This window comes from Blautia fusiformis, from assembly GCF_020686995.1.
In the GTDB taxonomy this organism is placed as follows: domain Bacteria; phylum Bacillota; class Clostridia; order Lachnospirales; family Lachnospiraceae; genus Blautia_A; species Blautia_A fusiformis.
Genome location: NZ_JAJEPT010000010.1, coordinates 59,180 through 77,967, shown reverse-complemented (window position 1 = coordinate 77,967; position 18,788 = coordinate 59,180). Strand labels below are relative to the sequence as shown.

The window sequence follows — 18,788 nt, the reverse complement described above, 5'->3', positions numbered from 1 at the left end:
AATTTCTGTCAGAAAAAGCCTTCTGCGATCTATATCGCAAAACGGATCTGCAGGATCCGCCTTACAAACATATGGATATGCTACCTTATGATATCCCCGATCTCAGTTTCAGGACATCGATGACAGACCTTTTTCCTGCATCAGCAGCAGAAAAAGCCGCCCGGCCAGCACATGAAACAGGCCATGGTCCTGCAGCAGGCATCACACATATCTCCTCCTGCGGTCGGCATTCCCCCAAAGGGATCCTGCCGCTGCTGATACCAGCCGCCACCGCCTTCCATTCTCTGGAGCAGCATACGGTACTGCATATTATCCGGTTCCTGACGGACTGCTTCACGGATCTGATCCAGAGCTGTTACATTATTTCCCATTCCCATATTTGCCATAGCAGCCAAGTAATACCATTCTCCATTTTTCTGACCAAGAGAATCCAGTACATTCATAGCTTCCTGAAAGTGGCCGCTCTGCACATAATTGGCGGCCGCCCTTCTGCGCATACTTTCCTCATCCTGATAGGCACTGGAACCGGCATTTCCGTAATTTCCAAAACCACCGTAATTTCCGTAACCGCCATAACCATTCCGGGAACTGCTTCCGTACTCACGCTCTTTCATGATCTGCTCGTAAGCCTGCTGCACTTCTTTGAATTTTTCTTCGGCCTGATCCTTATTCGGATTATTGATATTGGCATCCGGGTGATACTTTCGGCTCAGCTTCCGGTATGCCTTTTTTATTTCATCATCAGATGCGTTTCTGGGAACTCCCAGCACGCTGTATGGATCTAACATTTTTTCTCTTTCTCCCGTTCTTCCCTGCGCTTCTGTCCGATCGCCGCAAAGCGGCACCAGACGCCGGAATATAAAATATTTCGAAGGATATCTCCGTATCGGAGGATCGGCAGCTTTTCAAATTCTCTGCAGCATTCTGCAAGCATCATCATAAGAAGCCGACGTACCTCTTCCTCGAACCCTTCTATCTTATATTTTTCAAGGAAAGGATTGTAATTTCCGTTTTCTGCATCTTTTTCCACATCGTCATAAGCATCCAGGATGTAGATAAATTTTCCGAGATAAAATCCCAGACGGCGCAGGGACGATTCCCAGACATCCTTACGGAAGGCCAGAATCTCTTCCATGATACGTCCGGAACACCCAGCTACACGGTCCACATCGGTTTCCCCCTGTTTTTCCAGGGAAGAAAGCTCCTCCAGCGCGTTTCGGATCCTTTGGATCTTCTCCGGATAAGCGGACATATGCATATTTCCGCAATTCTTCAGAATTCCTGCATATGCATAGCGCAGTGGTTTGTGTTCATCCTGCCAGTCATCCATACATTTGTAATAGGTAAGGATCACATTCATATCCGCACAGTACTCAGTTACTGTATTTTTACGTACCGGCTGGGGCTTCAGCGGATGGACCACACACCTGGAGGTTCCCTTCTTCGTTGGCGGCTCATAAAGGCCGCTTAAAAGAAGGACCACAAATGTCATATCATAAGTCAGTGAGATCTGTCCCGGTATCCCGTATCTCTCCCGCAATTCTCTGCAAAGACCGCAGTAAAAAGAACGGTACACATCAAAATCCTTGAATTTTATTTCCGGTTTATTAACGGTCACATATCCGAACATGTCAGCTCCTTTTTACGAATTTTGTGTGGCATTTCGGACATTCGATCTCGATCTTGCCCTTTCCCTTTGGAATACGTATCTTCTGTCCGCAGCCCGGACAGCTGTAGATGTGATGGGTCTTTCTCTGCTTCATCAGATCCTTTTCTTTATTAAAGCGAAAACGGAACTTTGACGTCATCTGAAGGAATTTCTGATTTTCGGCATAACGCTGCTGGATATTTCTGGAAAAAATACGTATATATGCATATACGATCGCTGCGACCCCGAGAATGTCAAGGGTGCTGCCGACAGTTCTGCTGAATATATTGGCAAACATTGCCAGAATGATCAGAACCAGTGCGACTCCCATGATGAACCTGGAAAAATCATCCACTCCATAACGTCCCTGCATAAATTTATTGAATTTGTCTCTCATATGATCTGCATCTCCTTTTCACTGCCAGACGGCACTGCCCCAAAATTTCCGTAAAAAAATCCGGATGGCAGTTCCTAACGGTCATTGCATACCTGGAAAATGTAGAATTTCAGATAATAGGACTCATCTGCTGACCAGAGGATCGGATGATCCGGTGCCTGTGTACGGTACTCTACCTGGCGCAGTCTCTTATGGACATTCTTCGCTGCCTGACCGATGGTCTGTGTAAACAGCTCATACGTCATAAAATGAGAGCAGGAACAGGTTGCGAGAAATCCGCCGTCCTTTACAAGACGCATTGCACGGAGATTGATCTCACGGTATCCCTTGATGGCATTTTTTACAGAGCTTCTGGATTTCGTAAATGCCGGAGGATCCAGTACCACAACATCAAATTTCTCTCCCTTCTCCTCAAGCTCAGGAAGAAGCTCAAAAACATCCTCACAGAGGAATTTCACTGTTCCGTCCAGGCCGTTCAGACTGGCGTTTCTTCTTGCCTGCAGGACTGCAGTTTCCGACGCATCCACACCGAGAACACTCTGTGCCCCTGCAATTCCCGCATTCAGGGCAAAAGAGCCGGTATGTGTAAAGCAGTCCAGAACCTTCGCCCCCTTGCAGAGCTTCTGGATAGCAAGACGGTTATATTTCTGATCCAGGAAAAATCCGGTCTTCTGCCCGTCCCTGATATCTACTTCATATTTCACACCGTTCTCTTCAATCTGAACAAGCGTCGGAAATTCTTCTCCGATAAATCCCTTGGTAAGTTCCATTCCTTCCTGGCGGCGTACCTTTGCATCACTTCGCTCATAAACTCCACGGATCCGGATCCCATCCTCAGCAAGGACTTCCTTCAGTGCATCTAGGATCGTTTCTTTAAGACGGTCGATTCCCAGTGCAAGAGACTGTACAACAAGCACATCTGAAAACTTATCCACAACAAGCCCCGGAAGAAAGTCTGCTTCTCCGAAGATCACACGGCAGCTTCCGGTATCTACTACCTTCTTACGATACTCCCATGCGTCGCGGACACGTTGTTTCAAAAATTCCGGACTGATCTCTGTACGCTCATCTCTGGTAAGCATACGGACTGTGATCTTGGAATTGGTGTTGATAAATCCTCTTCCCATTGGATATCCGTCAAAGTCCCGGACCAGAACGATATCTCCGTTCACAAAACTTCCCATGATGCTTGCGATCTCATTGTCATATACCCAGAGGCCTCCTGATTTCAGGAATCTGCCTTCGCCTTTTTTTAATGTTACTACTGCCAGGCTCATAAATTCTACCTTTTCCCTTTCTCGTTTCCCTGTCACGGTTTGCGATGTATGAGTCCACAAAACCGATTTACGGTCAATTTTATCACAGAAAAATCCATTTTTCCAGTGCTTACACAAATCCTTGTCGTAAATCACAAAATTTTCATGATATCTTTCCGGCACGACAAAAAATACCGCAGCAAAGGTTGTTTTCTCTGCTGCGGTATTTTTTATCTCTTTTTCTGTAAATCTTTTATTCTGCTGCGGATTCCTCAGAAGAGTCCGTGTTCTCGCCGTAAAGACCTGCCAGATATTTCATGGTTTCTTTATAAAGTGTCTGCTTATCTTCCTGGGGAACATCTGCAAGAATAGCTGCTGTCACGTCTGTGGCCTCTGTGTCCTCCTGGGAACTGTCAATACCGAACAGCTTCTTCAGCTTCTGATCCATCATATTCAGCTCTGTACTCTGATATTTTTCTGTACCATCTGCCTCATAGGATTCTGTACCATCCTTCAGGATATCATAATAATCCTTCTCAACAGTTTCTGTCACACTCTTCGCTATCTGCTCATCCAGTGTTACCGTTGCCACTGCCTCTGTATCCTCCGTTGCAGCGAGAAGGGAATCTGCATCTCCCTCATACTCGCCTTTTACAAAGAGGACAAATTTGTCATAATTGTTCTTTGCTTCTTCACTGAGCACGGAAGTATCGTTTTCTGCACTATCTGCCTGGTCTGAGCCCTCTGTACTTTCTGAAGATTCTGTATCTTCTGTTGCCTCCGGGATTCCGGTCTCATCGGATGCAGCCTCATCAGAAGCGCTTTCATCTGTGCTGTTCTCGTCAGAAGCACTTTCGTCTGTACTGCTCTCGTCAGATGCACTATCCTCTGTGCTGTTCTCGTCAGATGCACTTTCATCTGTACTGCTTTCGTCCGAGCTTTCCTCATTGCTATAGGTTCCGTCGTCGGTAGCATCCGGGATTCCGGTCTCATTGCTTGTATCCTGAGAATCTGCTCCTGTTTCTTCCTCAAGACCCGGATCCTCTGTGGAGCTCTGGATCACATCGTCACCAAGAATGCTGTCATTTACATTGTTGACGATATCATCAGAAGAATCTGCATCCACATCTACGGTTTCATCACTGCTCTCGCCATCCAGCGTATCATCAGAGGAAGAGGTCTGGCCTGTGGTATTGGCATCTACCTGCTCCAATGTTTCCTTCACATCATCATAATTGTAATCCTGCTGTGAGATCTGCTTCAGAAGAGACACGATCCTGTCAATATCGTCCTGGCTTACGGAAATATTGTTCTGCTCAGCCACATTGATGACAATATTCTGGATCTCATCTGCATTCTGTACTCCGTTCTGGATCACATCCATCTTGGACTGGTTTACAACTGTTGTCGCCTCATTTTTACCAACCTTATCTGCAAGCTCACCGGTGGTTACGATCTCCTGGTTGGCAAGCTTCGTCTTGGTCTCATCCAGCTTCTCTCCACTGGCCTTCTCATATGCCATCTGGATGCCGGTAAGTGCGCCTGTTCCGGATACTTCCATCGGGCAGGCAGCAACTACTTCACAGTTCTTCACACCGGATGTGGAAAGTGTCGTTGCGATCATATTACCTGTCACCCAGTTCAGATTTGCTGTGCGGACCTTAATCCCGCCGGACTGTGTAGGCTTCACATAGGCACAGCTCAAAGTTCTGGAACCGATCTGGGACTGTGGTGCGATATTATCCAGGTGTTTATGCTCATCCTCATTTGTAATGGTCATCACCTGCACCTGATCGGAACTTACATTAAAATATTTCATCATTGTCTGCTTCTGAGCATCCGTAAGATCTGCTCCAAGTGTTACTACCTTCGATGCATCTGCAAATACGGGATTTACACTTCCTGCCACAAGGCATGCACTGCAGAGCAGAGCTGCGATCATGTTTCTTTTTTTCATTGATCTTCCCTCCATATATTTTTTCGGATCGATTGTATCTGCTTAACTTTTGCGGTGTAAAGCGGACATTCCTCTTCGTTACTTACATCTCCACGAATGCGAGCGCTTCACGATCTGTCGTTCTTGTCACATTATAACACAGCTGCTGAAATATTTGTAATTTATATTATATAAAAAACGCTGCCGGAAATTATATCACTCATTTCTGACAGCGTTTTATTGCTTTTCTCATTTTCCCAGAGAACTTATCTGATCTGGTTTAATTTTCCGGTTTCTTTTGCTTTTTTCAACAATTCCCGGTTTTTTTCATTCATGATACCAAAATCCTTCAGCGGACAGTACACTTTTTCACATTTTCCCATGAACTCCAGTGCTTCTTCAAAGGCAGACTCCGAAATGCATTCAAAAGGCTTCTCCGTGATCACTTTTGCAGCCAGTTCTTTTGCCACCTGATAATCTGCATCATTGGTATGGAGAACTCCGGTCACAAAAGGAATCCCCTGTCGCTGCAGCTTCCGATATACCGGAATCCCACTTCCATTTCCTCCGATCACAAACACCTCCGGTTTTCCGGCCGGAGGTTCCATTTCCACGCAGCCGAATTCTGCATTATAGCTTCCACGGGTGATGCCATAAAGCTTCCGAATATAATCGGAAGTAAAGATTTCCTCCGGTGCACCATATTTCTCAATGTGATCTCCATGAACACAGATCACCTGGTCAGAAATCTTCTGGGCAAGATCCAGCTCATGAAGGGACATGATCACCGTCATCTGTTTTTCCAATACCATCTTCTTCAAAATAGCAAGAAGCTCCAGCTTATGCCGGATATCCAGGAAGGAGGTCGGTTCATCCAGGATAATGATCTCCGGTTCCTGGCAGATGGCGCGTGCCAGAAGGATACGCTGTCTCTGTCCGTCACTGATAGCTGTAAAATCCCTGTCCTTCAGATCCCAGGCGTGAACCATCTCCATGGCACTTTTAACTTTTTCCTTGTCCTCTGCGGAAAGGATCCCGAGAGTTCCGGTATAGGGATATCGTCCGGTGGATACCACATCCTCACAGGTCATAAGCTCCGGTCGCATGCGCTCGGTAAGTACTACAGCCAGTTTTTTTGACACTTCCCTGTTGGTCATCCGGCTCATCTGTTCCTGTTCCAGATATACCGTTCCGCTGATCAGGGAAAGCTGTCTTGTGATACTCTTCAAAATAGTAGATTTTCCGGCACCGTTGGGACCGATCAGTGTCAGGATCTCTCCTTTATTCAGCTGAATATTGATCTCTTTGATCAGCGGTTTTCCATCATAGCCTACGGTCAGCTGATCTGTATAAAAAAAATATGATTTCATCGTTTATATCCTCTGCTGTCTGCGAATCATGATATAGATAACTACCGGTGCTCCGAAAACTGCTGTCACAGAACTGATGCTCAGCTCCGTCGGTGCAAATACAGTTCTTGCGATCAGGTCACAGAACAGGCAGAACACTGCACCGCCCAGAAAACAGGCCGGGATCACAAGCAGGGGTTTGGCAGTCTTCAGGAGACTTTTTGCAATATGAGGCACAGCGATCCCCACGAAGGAGATCGGCCCTGCAAAAGCAGTCACACAGGCAGAAAGAATACTGGAAAGCAGGATCAGAAGTATCCGGAAAGCCTTGATATTAACTCCCATATTCTGCGCGTAAGTCTCCCCCAGCTGATAGGCGCTGATCGGTTTTGACATAAAAAATACGATCACCATAGTAAGAAGTACCACAGCAGCCATAGTCTGCACATTCCCCCAGGTCATACCGGAAAAGCTACCCAGTGACCAATTATGAAGATTGACTATATTGGAATCATCTGCAAAGGTCACCACAAAGTCTGTGATGGCCGAACAGATATAGCCGATCATAACACCACTGATGACCAGCATGGACATGTTGTGGACTTTTTTTGCCACAAGGAGCACAAAGCCCATGGAGATCATTGAGCCTGCAAAAGCAGCCAGGATCATGGCGCCAGAACCGATGGACACCGATCTGCTTAAAAAAAAGATCATCAGAAGCGCCACGATCAGCTTGGCACCGGAAGAGATTCCCAGTACAAAGGGTCCCGCGATAGGATTGTTAAAAAAGGTCTGCAGCAAAAATCCGGAAACAGAAAGTGCTCCGCCAAGGATGATCACTGCCAGTATCCTGGGAAGACGGATCTCCCAGACGATATTATAAGAAGTTTCATCTCCCTGATGCCGGAATATGATATTCAGGATCTCCCTCACAGAGAGGTGGATACTTCCGGAATTTACATTCCATATAAATAAAAAGATTAAAAGTACCGCAAGGATCACAAAAGAGATCCCGTATCGGACTGCGCGTTTTCTGTCATTCATTTTTCTGGTACACTCCTCTTCTGTTTTGTTATCCTGTCCTTTCGTTTCCTGCTCACAGGTGGAAACCGGCAAAGGAGTTAAAGCGAACACTGGAATTTATTTCAGTTTATGCATATAGGTCAGCTCATCCAGAGAATCATCGTCTGTAGTCAGCATGGTGTGGATATCCTCGATCATGGTTCCAAGTCCGGTAGTTTCCTGGAAGAGATTTTTGCCTGTGCACCAGACATTTCCGTTCTTCACTGCCTTGAAATCTGCAAGAAGCTTACTTTTGGAAAGAAGCTCATCAATGGTCTTAAGTTCCCCGTCAATCGTACTGTTATAGATGATATAGTCTGCATCCTTCGCCTTGGCATAAAACTCTTCCATCTGCATATTCATGGTGGAAAGAGCATTGTCATTTACTCCCGTATCCTCCGGAACATAATTTCCCCCTGCAAGAGAGATCATTTCTGAAACATAGTCGCCGCTTTTTCTTATATTTACCGCACCTACGGAGTTGATATAAAAGAACGCTACGGTCTTGTCTGTTTTATCTGCTGTGAGAACCTTATCCAGCTTGTCCGTCTGCTCTTTGAAAACCTTTTCTGCTACATCTTCTTTTCCCAGAAGAACTGCGTAAAGCTTCATCCACTCGGTCCTTCCAAGAGGATGACTCTCATAGCTGGAACGCTCTACCATTACAGGGATCCCGAACTGCTCCAGTTTCTCCTGTACCTCCGGATTGTGATGGATCATGGTGGATTCAATGGCAAGGTCACAGCCCTCGTTCAGGATCAGCTCGTAATCCGGAGCATTGTACTTGCCGGCATAGATCATCTTTTTCTGTTCCATGGCGTCCTTTGCTTCCTGGATATACCATCCGTCTTCCTTGGTTCCGGAAAGCTTGATGCTGTCAATCCCGTCGATAGCGCGGAAAAGATCCATGGCCGAGGTTGCTACCAGATAGATATTGTTTATGGGCTGCTGCAGAACCGCAATGTCAGGATTCAGCCCCTCCGGTGCTTTCTTGCCTTCGGGAACTACAAGAAACTGTCCTTCCTGATCAATAGTGAGCAGCGCATAGCCATCGTTGTAGTAATCCACATTAAATTCCTTTGCGTAGGAAAGATCCATACTGTGGTCAAAGGTAAGGCCTGGAATATCCGCAGGCTTATGTTCTGTCTCTGCTGCCTGCACTGCAAAAGCACACCCCAGGATCAGGGTCAGCGTCAGAAATATGTATGAAATTATTTTTTTCATTTTTCTTCCTTTTTCATGCTCGAAGAATCAAAATTCAGGGTATACTCAATCTCGTGAGGAGTACTCATGGCTACAGTATCTGCAGTCACTTCCATTTCTGCGTCAAAGACTGTGACCGGGATCTCAAATGTGGAGTTTCCGTCTTTGTTCACCGGCTCATATTTTTCGCCGTCCACGATCATGTAATCATAATTCGGACTGCTCCAGATGATGGTTGCCGTAGCTTCTTTGTCCTTGATCTCTACTTTAGCTGGAGATTCTACAGATGCTCTTCCTGTTCCGCCTGTAAGGGTTACATCCGTCTCATAGGTTCCGTCCTCCAGCTTCAGCTCTTCCGGTTTTTTCCCTTCGGATTTTTTGTCGTCAGAGGTTTTTACAGGATTCTTTACGCTGACTTTATGGTCGTACCATTTGCCTTTTTCTCCCAGGATCGCCACGTTAAATTCCTCACCAATGGCCGGTACCGGGATATCAAATCCGTAAACCTCCTCTGTATAACCATCGCTGTACTTCACTGTATCTGTGGTCGGCTCAATGATCTCTGCTCCGTCCTTCTGGGCATCCTCGGCAGTTCCCGCAAACAGGTTAACGATCTTCTTGGAAACCAGACTTACGTGGATGGTCATTTTACCATCTTTGACCGTGAGCTCTCCTTTATTGTCATTGGCCTCATTTACATGAAACATGCTGCTGTCTGTATCAAACTCTGCTGTATAAACGCCATCTTCCAGGGTATCTGCTTTGGCTGCATCTGTATCCTTGTCTTCGGAAGCTTCTGCTTCCTCACCGGACTCTGTTTTTGTTTCATCTGTTTTTGCCATCGCAGGCACAGAGCCCAGCACCAGGACTGATGCACTTGCCATTGCAAGAATTAAGTTTACATAGCGTTTTTTCATGATAATCTTCTCCCTTCCATAGATACAGCAATCTGCCCGGAAAACAGTCTTCCTGATCTTTCCGGGCAGTTACATTGATTTCTTATAGGTATCTGAACTCACTCAGATATTTTTATATTTATTATTCTGCGGACTCCTCAGCAGAATCAGCCTCTGTATCTGCTGCTGCATCAGAATCTGCGGACTCCTCAGTGCTTCCCAGAGAATCGATGGCTGCCTTTGTATGCTCTACATAAAGCTTCTCAACTGCTTCGATTCTTCCAAGACCCTCGATCTGGCAGTCAACCTTATCGAAGTTTCCGGATGCTACAAACTGGCTCTTCCAGGAATCCTCCTCATCACCGGCCATATCGTTATTTGCATGGTCTCCGGCAACAACCATCAGCGGACGAAGAACAACGTTCTTGTATCCTGCTTCTTTTACCTTCTCGATAACCTTGTCGCAGGCTGTATCTTCCGGCTTACCCTCTACAGTACCGATGAATGCGTTCTTCAATCCAAGGTTTTCCATCTGTGTCTGCATCTGATCGTATGTAACGTTAGCTGTATGAGATGTTCCATGTCCCATGAATACGAATGCTGTGCCAGCCTCAGCTGCTGCATCCATGCTGTCAAATCCGGCCTCTTTGCAAGCCGTATCTGTGATCGCCTGAGCAACGGCTTTCTTGTCATCATTGATCACAGTTGCATCGTCTCCAACCTCACCGAGCATTGGCTCTGCGATAGCTACAGACTCGAATTTATCTTTATAGCCATTGATCGCTTCTGTCATCTCATCGTACTCAGCACCATGCATCAGATGGGTAGGCTGTACAACCAGATTCTTAACACCATTCTCTACTGCACGGTCAAGAGCCTGCTGCATGTTATCGATCACTTCATCATCTCTTGCCTCTACATGGTTGATGATGATCTGTGCTGTAAATGCTCTTCTTACAGACCAGTCCGGATAAGCTTCTGCAAGAGCATCCTCGATTCCCTTGACATCCTCTGCACGGCTGTCATTGAAGGAAGTACCAAAGCTTACAACAAGAAGTTCATTCTCACCGATCTCATCCTGGTTACGCGGATCGTCCTTGGAAGCATCTCCTGTGTCACGTCCGAAATAATCCGGATCTGCATTCTCACCCTCTACCAGTTCTTTCTGAGCATCTGTCAGAGCATCCCATGCTTCTTTGGCTGCCTTGCAGTCCTCATCTGTTGTGTCGTTTCTTTCCTGTACATAGATCTTGTCGATCAGAGCTGCTACATTATCTGCTGCTTCCTGATCTGCATCAGAAGCCTCTGTGGTATCAGCTGCCTCAGCGTTCTCTTCTGTAGCAGAATCCTCTGCTGCCATTGCTGTTGTAGCTGCACCCATAGAGCATGTCATGGAAACTGCGAGCATCAGAGCTAACATTGTTTTTCTTTTCATTTCTCATTGTCCTCTTTTCATGTATTTCCAGAATACTGATATGTACAAAAAAGCAGCAGCTCTCTGCGGCCGCCTGCTCACACATGATTCTCTGCGCAATACAAATACATAAAAAGAAGTTCTGTATTGTTATGGAGAATACCGATTCGTAAACCGCGAATCCCTGAATCTCACAATAAGGCAGTTCTCCTGACTTGGTTCCACGCTGCTTTCCCTTCCCGGTCTCCCAGTGGTTATAAAAGCAGCTCCCCTTTCACAGTGACGGTATCGTTCCGGATTCTCACCGGATTCTCTTTTGCACATCCGACTGGATGCAACCTTATCATTATAACATTTGCACATATTTTCTTTTACCTGGTTATCTAACTTTTACCACAAACTCATAAATTTGTCAAGATTGATGTCAGACGATTCACGGTTTTCTGTGATCTTCGCTCACAAAAAACACCTCGCGAAATATTACCAGTGAACAGTAACCGGTTTTCTCCCTGTATCTGTCAGTTATTATCAGAATGCTTTCTCCAATATTCATGCATATCCTGCATAAAAAACAGCCCCTTTCTGTCATCACCCTGATATCAGAAAAGGACTGTCTTACATCAGATATTCGCAATCCGCTTCGCTACTTGCTCATAACAGATAAACTGCTTTGCAGTTTATCTAGTCAAGCGGATATTCGCAATCCGCTTTGCTACTTGCTCATAACAGATAAACTGCTCTGCAGTTTATCTGTTAAAATACTCCTGCTCCAGGTATCTGGCTACGTAGATTCCGCTGGCAGATGCATGGGACAGAGAATGGGTCACGCCGCTGCAGTCTCCGATAACAAAGAGACCCTTGTGGCAGGTTTCCAGATTTTCGTCGATCTCGACCTCCATGTTGTAGAATTTAACCTCAACGCCATAAAGCAAAGTATCATCATCTGCGGTTCCCGGTGCGATCTTATCCAGAGCATAGATCATCTCAATGATGCCATCCAGGATACGTTTCGGCATAACAAGACTTAAATCTCCCGGTGTCGCAGAAAGTGTAGGTGTTACGAAACTTTCCTCAATACGGGCTTTTGTGCTTCGTCTTCCGCGGATCAGATCTCCAAACCGCTGTACCATAACACCACCGCCAAGCATATTGGAAAGTCTTGCAATGCTCTCACCGTATCCGTTGCTGTCATGGAACGGCTCTGAGAAATGCTTGGATACCAGAAGGGCAAAGTTTGTATTGTTGGTATGCTTTGCCGGATCTTCGTAGCTGTGACCGTTTACTGTGATGATACCGTTGGTATTTTCATTCACGACAACACCTCGCGGGTTCATGCAGAAGGTACGGACCATATCCTCAAACTTCTCAGTTCTGTAAACGATCTTGCTCTCATAAAGCTCATCTGTCAGACGGCTGAAAACCTCTGCCGGAAGCTCCACACGGACTCCGATGTCCACACGGTTGGAAAGAGTCGGGATCTTAAGCTCTGTACATACCGTCTCCATCCATTTACTTCCGCTTCGTCCTGCGGAGATGATACAGTAAGTTCCCTCGTAACGCTCATCTCCTACAAAAACTGCATAACCGTCTTCAGTTTTTTCTACTTTGTCAACAGATGCGTCAAAATAGAAGTCCACATGGTCTTTCATTTTTTCATAGAGGTTCTGAAGCACCACATAGTTGATATCTGTTCCCAGATGGCGGACTGATGCATCCAAAAGATGCAGGCCGTTCTGAAGGCAGAGCTTACGGATCTCGCTGTTTGTGGTAGAATAAAGTTTGGTTCCCTCACCGCCATGCATCAGGTTCAGTTTATCTACATATTCCATCAGCTCTGTGGCTGTATCCTTGCCGATATGCTGGTACAGAGTTCCGCCAAACTGATTGGTGATATTATATTTTCCGTCGGAGAAAGCGCCTGCACCGCCAAATCCCTTCATGATCGCACAGGTTTTGCAGTGGATACAGGATTTTACTTTCTTTCCGTCGATGGGACATTTTCTTTTTTCCAGAGGATGACCAGCTTCAAAAACCGCGATCTTTTTCTCCGGATCATTATTCATCAGTTCATAGGCCGCAAAGATTCCACCGGGACCTGCTCCTACGATCAGTACATCATATTTCATAAATAAAAACTCCTTATCTTGTATTGCACATTTTCAGTACTTTGTTTTTGCATAAACCCTGTCTATTCTACAACAAGTGTGTTCAAAAGTCACCTGTTTTTTCGGAACCTTCCGATCTTAAGCTTTTTTCCATCTGTTTCCACGGTAATAGCACCGTTTTTCATGGTGTATTCCACCTGACTTCCGGCCGCTTTAAGCCGCTCTACGGTTTCCGGTGACGGATGTCCGTAGGTGTTAGTGAGCGAACAGGAAATGATCGCCACTTCCGGCTTTATTTTCTCAAGAAATGCTTCTGTGGTAGAATAACGGGAACCGTGATGTCCCACCTTCAGACAGTCAACATCCTCAAGCCCCCCGGCTGCCAGAAGCTTTTTCTCCGTATCTGCACCGATATCTCCGGTAAAAAGCATCTGAAAATCTCCAAAAGACAACTCCATCACCATAGCTTCCTCATTCACATCTTTTCCTGTGGCATTTTTCTCCGGCCACAGAACAGAAAAAGATACTTTGCCGCAAGGCAGCTCATCCCCTTTTCCGGCTGTCATGACCTTAACTCCGGCTGTTTTTGCTGCCTCTGCAAGCTCCCTCCACGCATCTGGTCTTTCCGCCCAGGCAGGCAGGATCAGATATCCGGCCCGGATGGTTGTAAGACCTTTTCCCATATATTCCAGAAGCTCCTTCACACCGTTGATGTGATCCTGATCTGTATGGGAAATAAAAATCCCATCCAGCCAGGAAATCCCCTGACTTTTCAATGCCGGCAAAAGGCAGTATCTTCCAAGCTCCGACTGGCTGCTGCTTCCTCCGTCGATCAAAAAATGGTGATCCTCCGGGGTCTCCACAAGAATACCGTCACCTTGTCCTACATCCAGGCAGATCACCTTCAGACTTCCTGCTGGATGAAATCCCAGTATCAGGATTCCGACTGCCAGAAAAATACCGGCTGTTATCCGGATAGCATATAGCTTCCAACAACCTGCTTCCGCCCGCTCCTCTGATAACTCCATTTCCTCACTGACTGCTTTTTTCTTCCGGAGCTGTTCTTTTATATACTGTCCCATAAACAGGACTATGATCAAAAAGCCATAATATACCACAATCTGCCATATTTCCGGCTCCCCTCCGATCCAGGTACTCCATCCTGATCTTCCTGCCAGACTGCAGAGATATTCATAAAAAAGCAGCAGTACCCTTGCCGGCAGGATTACCAGTTTTGCCGCAGGAATACTGAGAATTCCCAGCAGCAGCGCCGCCATTCCTCCAGTCAGCACTACCCCCACACTTGGAAGCACCAACAGATTCAGGATAAATCCGGCAATAGAGACTTCTCCGAAAAACTTCAGCATCACCGGCAGAGTCACAAGCTGAAGAGCTATAGGACTTACCAGTGCCTTTGTCCATTTTTTCTCCGCTCCTGCAAGGGCACAGATCTTTTCCGCAGCGAACCCCATTCCCAGAACACAGCCAAAGGACAGAAGAAATCCGCTGTCCAAGAGATAGGCCGGAGATTCCACAAGGAGCATCATGGCAGTTACGGAAAGAGCACTCATCATATCATAGATCCGTCCGGTGATCCTGGCTCCCATGGCGATCAAAAACATAGTTACTGCACGCATGGTGGAAACACTCCCTCCGGTCATGATCCCATACTGCAGCATCACTCCCAGAGAAAAAATCCCGGCAGGCCAGATTCCCAGTCCCATCTTCTTTAGAAGGTTGTAAAGCCCCATTCCAAGAATACTGATATGAAGTCCGCTGATGGCAAGGATATGTATGATCCCGGCCAGCTGATAGCTCATCTGTGTTTCCGGATCCAGTTCCTGTTTGTCTCCAAGCGTCATGGCACAAAAAACAGGTGCATCTTTTCCTGCTGCTTCCTTCAGGATCTGTCTGCAGCTTTCTTTTATCTCCAAAAGGAGCTGCCTGTAGCCGGAATACACTGCTGTTTTCTTTTGGAGCACAGCGTTCTTCATAAAATAATAAATATGACGACAGGCATAAAAGTGTTGGCTGTCAAAGCCCCCCGGATTCGCAGGACCTTCCACTCTTTTCAGCGTTCCCTTGACCAGGATCCGCATTCCCGGTTTCAGATCTTCTTCTTTTTTGAGAAATATTCTTACATTTTCAATTGGAAATTTTTTTGACTGATGGATAAGATATGTTTTTTTCAGATAAACAGACTGGGAAAATTCTGTGTTTTCATACTGTTCCACCTCCCCGCAGATCATGGAACCAGGGTGCGCTTCGATCTGCTCCTGCACATTTAACGGAAGGGGATTCCCCCTGATCAGAGGAATCCCCATAAGCTCCAGTGCGCCAAGACTCAGCACCATAAGAAAACACAAAAGACACATCGGCCTTTTCGCCATAAATGTTCTCCCGTTTTCTGATATTTTGAAATGTTTTATTTTTTCTATTCTTTTTTAGCCTTTGTGTGTGCCAGCAAGCTGTCGTTCCATTCATAGAACTTATAAAGCTGCATATTCTGGCCAAAGGTCACTTCCTTGTTTCCTTCGATGGAAATCTCAACTTTGTCCACATCCGTTGCCGCGATCAGCGTATTTACCACCGAATACACGGCAATCTGTTCCGAAACATCCAGCGCATAATCCTGAAATACGGAATTATAATCCACATAGCAGATTCCGTTTGCTCTCGTCAGGGAAAGTACCTCTGAATTCTCCGGTATTGTAGGATAATGTCCTTTTTCCAGCGGACCTCTTGCAAGCTGCTCCAAAACCACCGTAGCCTTCGGAAGATTTCGTCTGTAGCGGACACTTCTCTGTTCCGCTACCAGTTTATCTCCGTTTTTATTTGTGAAATACAAAGTAAAGGTGTCATAGCTGTACACATCCCCATCGGACCCGGAAAACTCCACAAAGGTGTCGTTGTTCATGGCTCCCACTTCTTCACCCCTGGTATCTGTCAGCGGCTTTTTACCCACATAGATTTCCACAGAATCTACTCCTGGAACCTGTAAAAAGATCTTCACTATACCTGCCCGCACCAGAAGTTCCCTGGTACGTGACATTTTATCATAGGCCTCATTGAATTCTACGTTCAGGACTCCATCCTGTATGGAATAAGAAGAAATCTTTACCCCATCCGGAAAAAGTGAGATTCCGTCTTCCCGGGTCTCACGGTTATTCAGACTCTCGGAAAAATTGCGCAGCATCACTTCTGTTGTTTCCTTCTCCGGAGTATATTTTTCTTCTTTCAGTCTCGTTTCATCGCTGTTGATATAATAAAATCTATACTGCTGTTCTTCGTTTTTATTTCTTCCTGACAAACCTATGAAAGCAACCAGACCAAAAAGGATGCAGGCAGCGGCCACACAGATGATCAAAATCGTTTTTTTCATGCTGTACCTCCTAGGACGGGATATAGGACAGCGGGATCTTCACGGTAAATGTGGTTCCCTCGCCCTCTTTGCTGGATACCTTGATGATCCCATGATGCATGGCTATAGAACTTCTTGTAATAGCAAGTCCAAGACCGGTTCCGCCGATTTCTCTGGAATGAGATTTATCCACACGATAAAAACGCTCAAAGATCCGTTCAATGGAATCTTCCGGTATTCCCAGGCCGGAATCTGCAACCGTCACATAGAAATCCTTATGATCCGCATCCAGTGTTACGCGGACCCATCCCTCATCTACATTGTATTTGATACCATTTTCGACCAGGTTACTGATGGCAAGGGTAAATTTCACCTCATCCACATCTGCGGTTACCGGTCGGAACGAATCCAGGATCAGGTCAATCCTTCTCTGATCTGCAATAGGACGGAGACGCTTCAGGATATTCTCCAACAGCTCATTGATATTCATATTACTGATATTCATATCTGCTGCTTTTTTGTCCATTTTTACCAGGGAGAGCAGATCGGTGATGATCTTGTTCTCTCTGTCAATCTCTTCTGTGATATCAGAAAGAAATTCCTGATACAGTTCCTCCGGAACCCCCTGCTGTCCTACCAGCGAATCCGCCAGAACCTTCATTGAAGTCATAGGTGTCTTCAGCTCATGAGACACATTGGATACAAACTCCTGTCTGGATTCATCCAACGTCTTCATTCTGGAAAGCATCTTGTTAAATGCATCTGTGATCAAAGCTGTCTCTGTATAATCCGGTACCGAGATCTCCTCATTCTGATATCCGTCTGTAAGGTCCTCGATTGCTTTCGTTACCCTGGCAAATGGCTTCACCAGGATCGTGGAAAGAATATAACCCAGAAAAATGGCCAGCACTACAATGATACCGATGATCAGAATCCCTTTCTGCTCCAGTTCATGGATGGTTGCTGTCACCTCACTGGAAGATGCCATGATCATCATGGCACCCTGCACCTGTTTTACATCCGGACTTTTTACCGGAACTGCCAGGATCAGCTTCTGGCTGTCAGAATCATATTGGTAGGCATCTTCTCCTTTAAAACAGTTCAATACTTTCTGGGAAACCAGAGTCCTGCCCTCATCCACGCCATAGGTATCCTTGATGATCCTGAAATCCCTGTCTACAATGAGAATCCTGCCACCATAGCTGTTGGACAGTAATTCCAGCTTGCTGTTCACCGTCTGAGAGCTGGTGTTATTCAGATAATTCTCCTTGATCAGCAGGTCGCACATGATGTCACAGATGTTCTCCATGCTCTGCACACGGTTGGCAATGGCACGATCTTCATAGTTGGCAATGACCATTTCCGTTACGATGACACTCGGTACGATTCCCAGTATGATCAGGATGATCAGAATACGAAAGCGGAGACTTTTGAAAAATTTGCCGTTCTTTTTGAACTTCACAGGTTATGCCTGGAAATAGTAGCCCACACCCCATTTGGTGTGTACATATTTCGGCTCACTGGGATTGGCCTCGATCTTTTCTCTCAGGCGGCGGATATGTACATCTACGGTACGGACATCTCCCGGATATTCATAGCCCCATACGATATTCAGAAGATTTTCTCTGCTGTATACCTTGTTCGGATTGAATACCAGCAGTTCCAGCACATCAAATTCCTTGGCTGTGAGGTTGATCTCTTTTCCGGAGATAAATACGCGGCGTCCTTCGCAGTCCAGCTTCAGTTCTCCGACTTCCACAGTCTTGGCCTTCTCCTGCTTGTCCTGTTTGCTGCCTGCACGGCGGATGATCGCCTTGATGCGGGCTTTGACTTCCAGGATATTGAAAGGCTTGGTGACATAATCATCAGCTCCGTATTCCAGACCCAGGATCTTATCCATATCTTCTCCTTTTGCTGTAAGCATGATGATCGGAACATTGGAAAATTCACGGATCTGCTGGCATACCTCAAGACCGTCCATTTTGGGAAGCATCAGGTCAAGAAGGATGATATCGTACTCTCCTGCTTTTGCTTTTTCCAATGCTTCCTCTCCGTCATAGGCACAGTCCACTTCCATTCCGTCCTGTTCCAGACTGAAGCGAAGTCCCTTGACAATCAGTTTCTCATCATCTACTACCAATACTTTCCTGCTCATTTAGCG

The 18,788-nt window shown here is 46.1% G+C and carries 15 protein-coding genes and 1 riboswitch; all 15 genes read right to left on the bottom strand.

All coding sequences use genetic code 11. The features are described 5' to 3' along the window. Positions 1 to 140: 140 nt before the first annotated feature. On the bottom strand, positions 141 to 788 hold the full coding sequence (locus tag LKD46_RS09970; RefSeq protein ID WP_118368612.1) for a J domain-containing protein: 648 nt from the start codon (positions 786 to 788) through the stop codon (positions 141 to 143). Then, positions 782 to 1,630, bottom strand: a complete 849-nt coding sequence (locus tag LKD46_RS09965) for a DUF5685 family protein (RefSeq protein WP_118368613.1) — start codon at positions 1,628 to 1,630, stop codon at positions 782 to 784. Before LKD46_RS09965 ends, LKD46_RS09970 begins: the two co-directional genes overlap by 7 nt. Before the next feature lies 1 nt (position 1,631). After that, on the bottom strand, positions 1,632 to 2,045 hold the full coding sequence (locus tag LKD46_RS09960) for a hypothetical protein (RefSeq protein ID WP_118368614.1): 414 nt from the start codon (positions 2,043 to 2,045) through the stop codon (positions 1,632 to 1,634). Positions 2,046 to 2,119: 74 nt separating this feature from the next. Next, positions 2,120 to 3,322, bottom strand: coding sequence for a class I SAM-dependent rRNA methyltransferase (locus LKD46_RS09955; RefSeq protein WP_059086808.1), 1,203 nt, complete (start codon positions 3,320 to 3,322; stop codon positions 2,120 to 2,122). A 232-nt stretch (positions 3,323 to 3,554) separates the two neighbouring features. Next, the gene (locus LKD46_RS09950; protein ID WP_118368615.1) at positions 3,555 to 5,258 is read right to left on the bottom strand and encodes a DUF1002 domain-containing protein; all 1,704 of its coding nucleotides are present in this window, start codon (positions 5,256 to 5,258) and stop codon (positions 3,555 to 3,557) included. Between the two features lie 245 nt (positions 5,259 to 5,503). Further along, positions 5,504 to 6,607, bottom strand: a complete 1,104-nt coding sequence (locus LKD46_RS09945) for an ABC transporter ATP-binding protein (RefSeq protein ID WP_059086806.1) — start codon at positions 6,605 to 6,607, stop codon at positions 5,504 to 5,506. Between the two features lie 3 nt (positions 6,608 to 6,610). Next, positions 6,611 to 7,630, bottom strand: coding sequence for a FecCD family ABC transporter permease (locus LKD46_RS09940; RefSeq protein WP_110103344.1), 1,020 nt, complete (start codon positions 7,628 to 7,630; stop codon positions 6,611 to 6,613). Positions 7,631 to 7,726: 96 nt separating this feature from the next. Continuing rightward, a complete protein-coding gene (locus tag LKD46_RS09935; protein ID WP_110103336.1) occupies positions 7,727 to 8,872 on the bottom strand; it encodes an ABC transporter substrate-binding protein in 1,146 nt (381 codons plus the stop codon). Then, complete coding sequence (locus LKD46_RS09930; RefSeq protein ID WP_110103335.1) at positions 8,869 to 9,768, bottom strand: hypothetical protein; 900 nt, start codon at positions 9,766 to 9,768, stop codon at positions 8,869 to 8,871. Before LKD46_RS09930 ends, LKD46_RS09935 begins: the two co-directional genes overlap by 4 nt. A 121-nt stretch (positions 9,769 to 9,889) precedes the next feature. Then, complete coding sequence (locus tag LKD46_RS09925; RefSeq protein WP_015525974.1) at positions 9,890 to 11,182, bottom strand: sirohydrochlorin cobaltochelatase; 1,293 nt, start codon at positions 11,180 to 11,182, stop codon at positions 9,890 to 9,892. A 162-nt stretch (positions 11,183 to 11,344) separates the two neighbouring features. Continuing rightward, positions 11,345 to 11,519: riboswitch (cobalamin riboswitch) on the bottom strand. Positions 11,520 to 11,907: 388 nt separating this feature from the next. After that, on the bottom strand, positions 11,908 to 13,287 hold the full coding sequence (locus LKD46_RS09920; protein WP_110103334.1) for an NAD(P)/FAD-dependent oxidoreductase: 1,380 nt from the start codon (positions 13,285 to 13,287) through the stop codon (positions 11,908 to 11,910). A gap of 89 nt (positions 13,288 to 13,376) precedes the next feature. After that, positions 13,377 to 15,656 (bottom strand): DNA internalization-related competence protein ComEC/Rec2, encoded by a 2,280-nt coding sequence (locus LKD46_RS09915; protein WP_227574089.1) that lies wholly within the window; start codon positions 15,654 to 15,656, stop codon positions 13,377 to 13,379. A 44-nt stretch (positions 15,657 to 15,700) separates the two neighbouring features. Next, complete coding sequence (locus tag LKD46_RS09910; protein ID WP_021651566.1) at positions 15,701 to 16,648, bottom strand: GerMN domain-containing protein; 948 nt, start codon at positions 16,646 to 16,648, stop codon at positions 15,701 to 15,703. 10 nt (positions 16,649 to 16,658) lie between these two features. Then, positions 16,659 to 18,089 (bottom strand): sensor histidine kinase, encoded by a 1,431-nt coding sequence (locus LKD46_RS09905; protein WP_110103333.1) that lies wholly within the window; start codon positions 18,087 to 18,089, stop codon positions 16,659 to 16,661. Between the two features lie 3 nt (positions 18,090 to 18,092). Then, complete coding sequence (locus tag LKD46_RS09900) at positions 18,093 to 18,782, bottom strand: response regulator transcription factor (RefSeq protein WP_015525979.1); 690 nt, start codon at positions 18,780 to 18,782, stop codon at positions 18,093 to 18,095. Between the last annotated feature and the right edge of the window lie 6 nt (positions 18,783 to 18,788).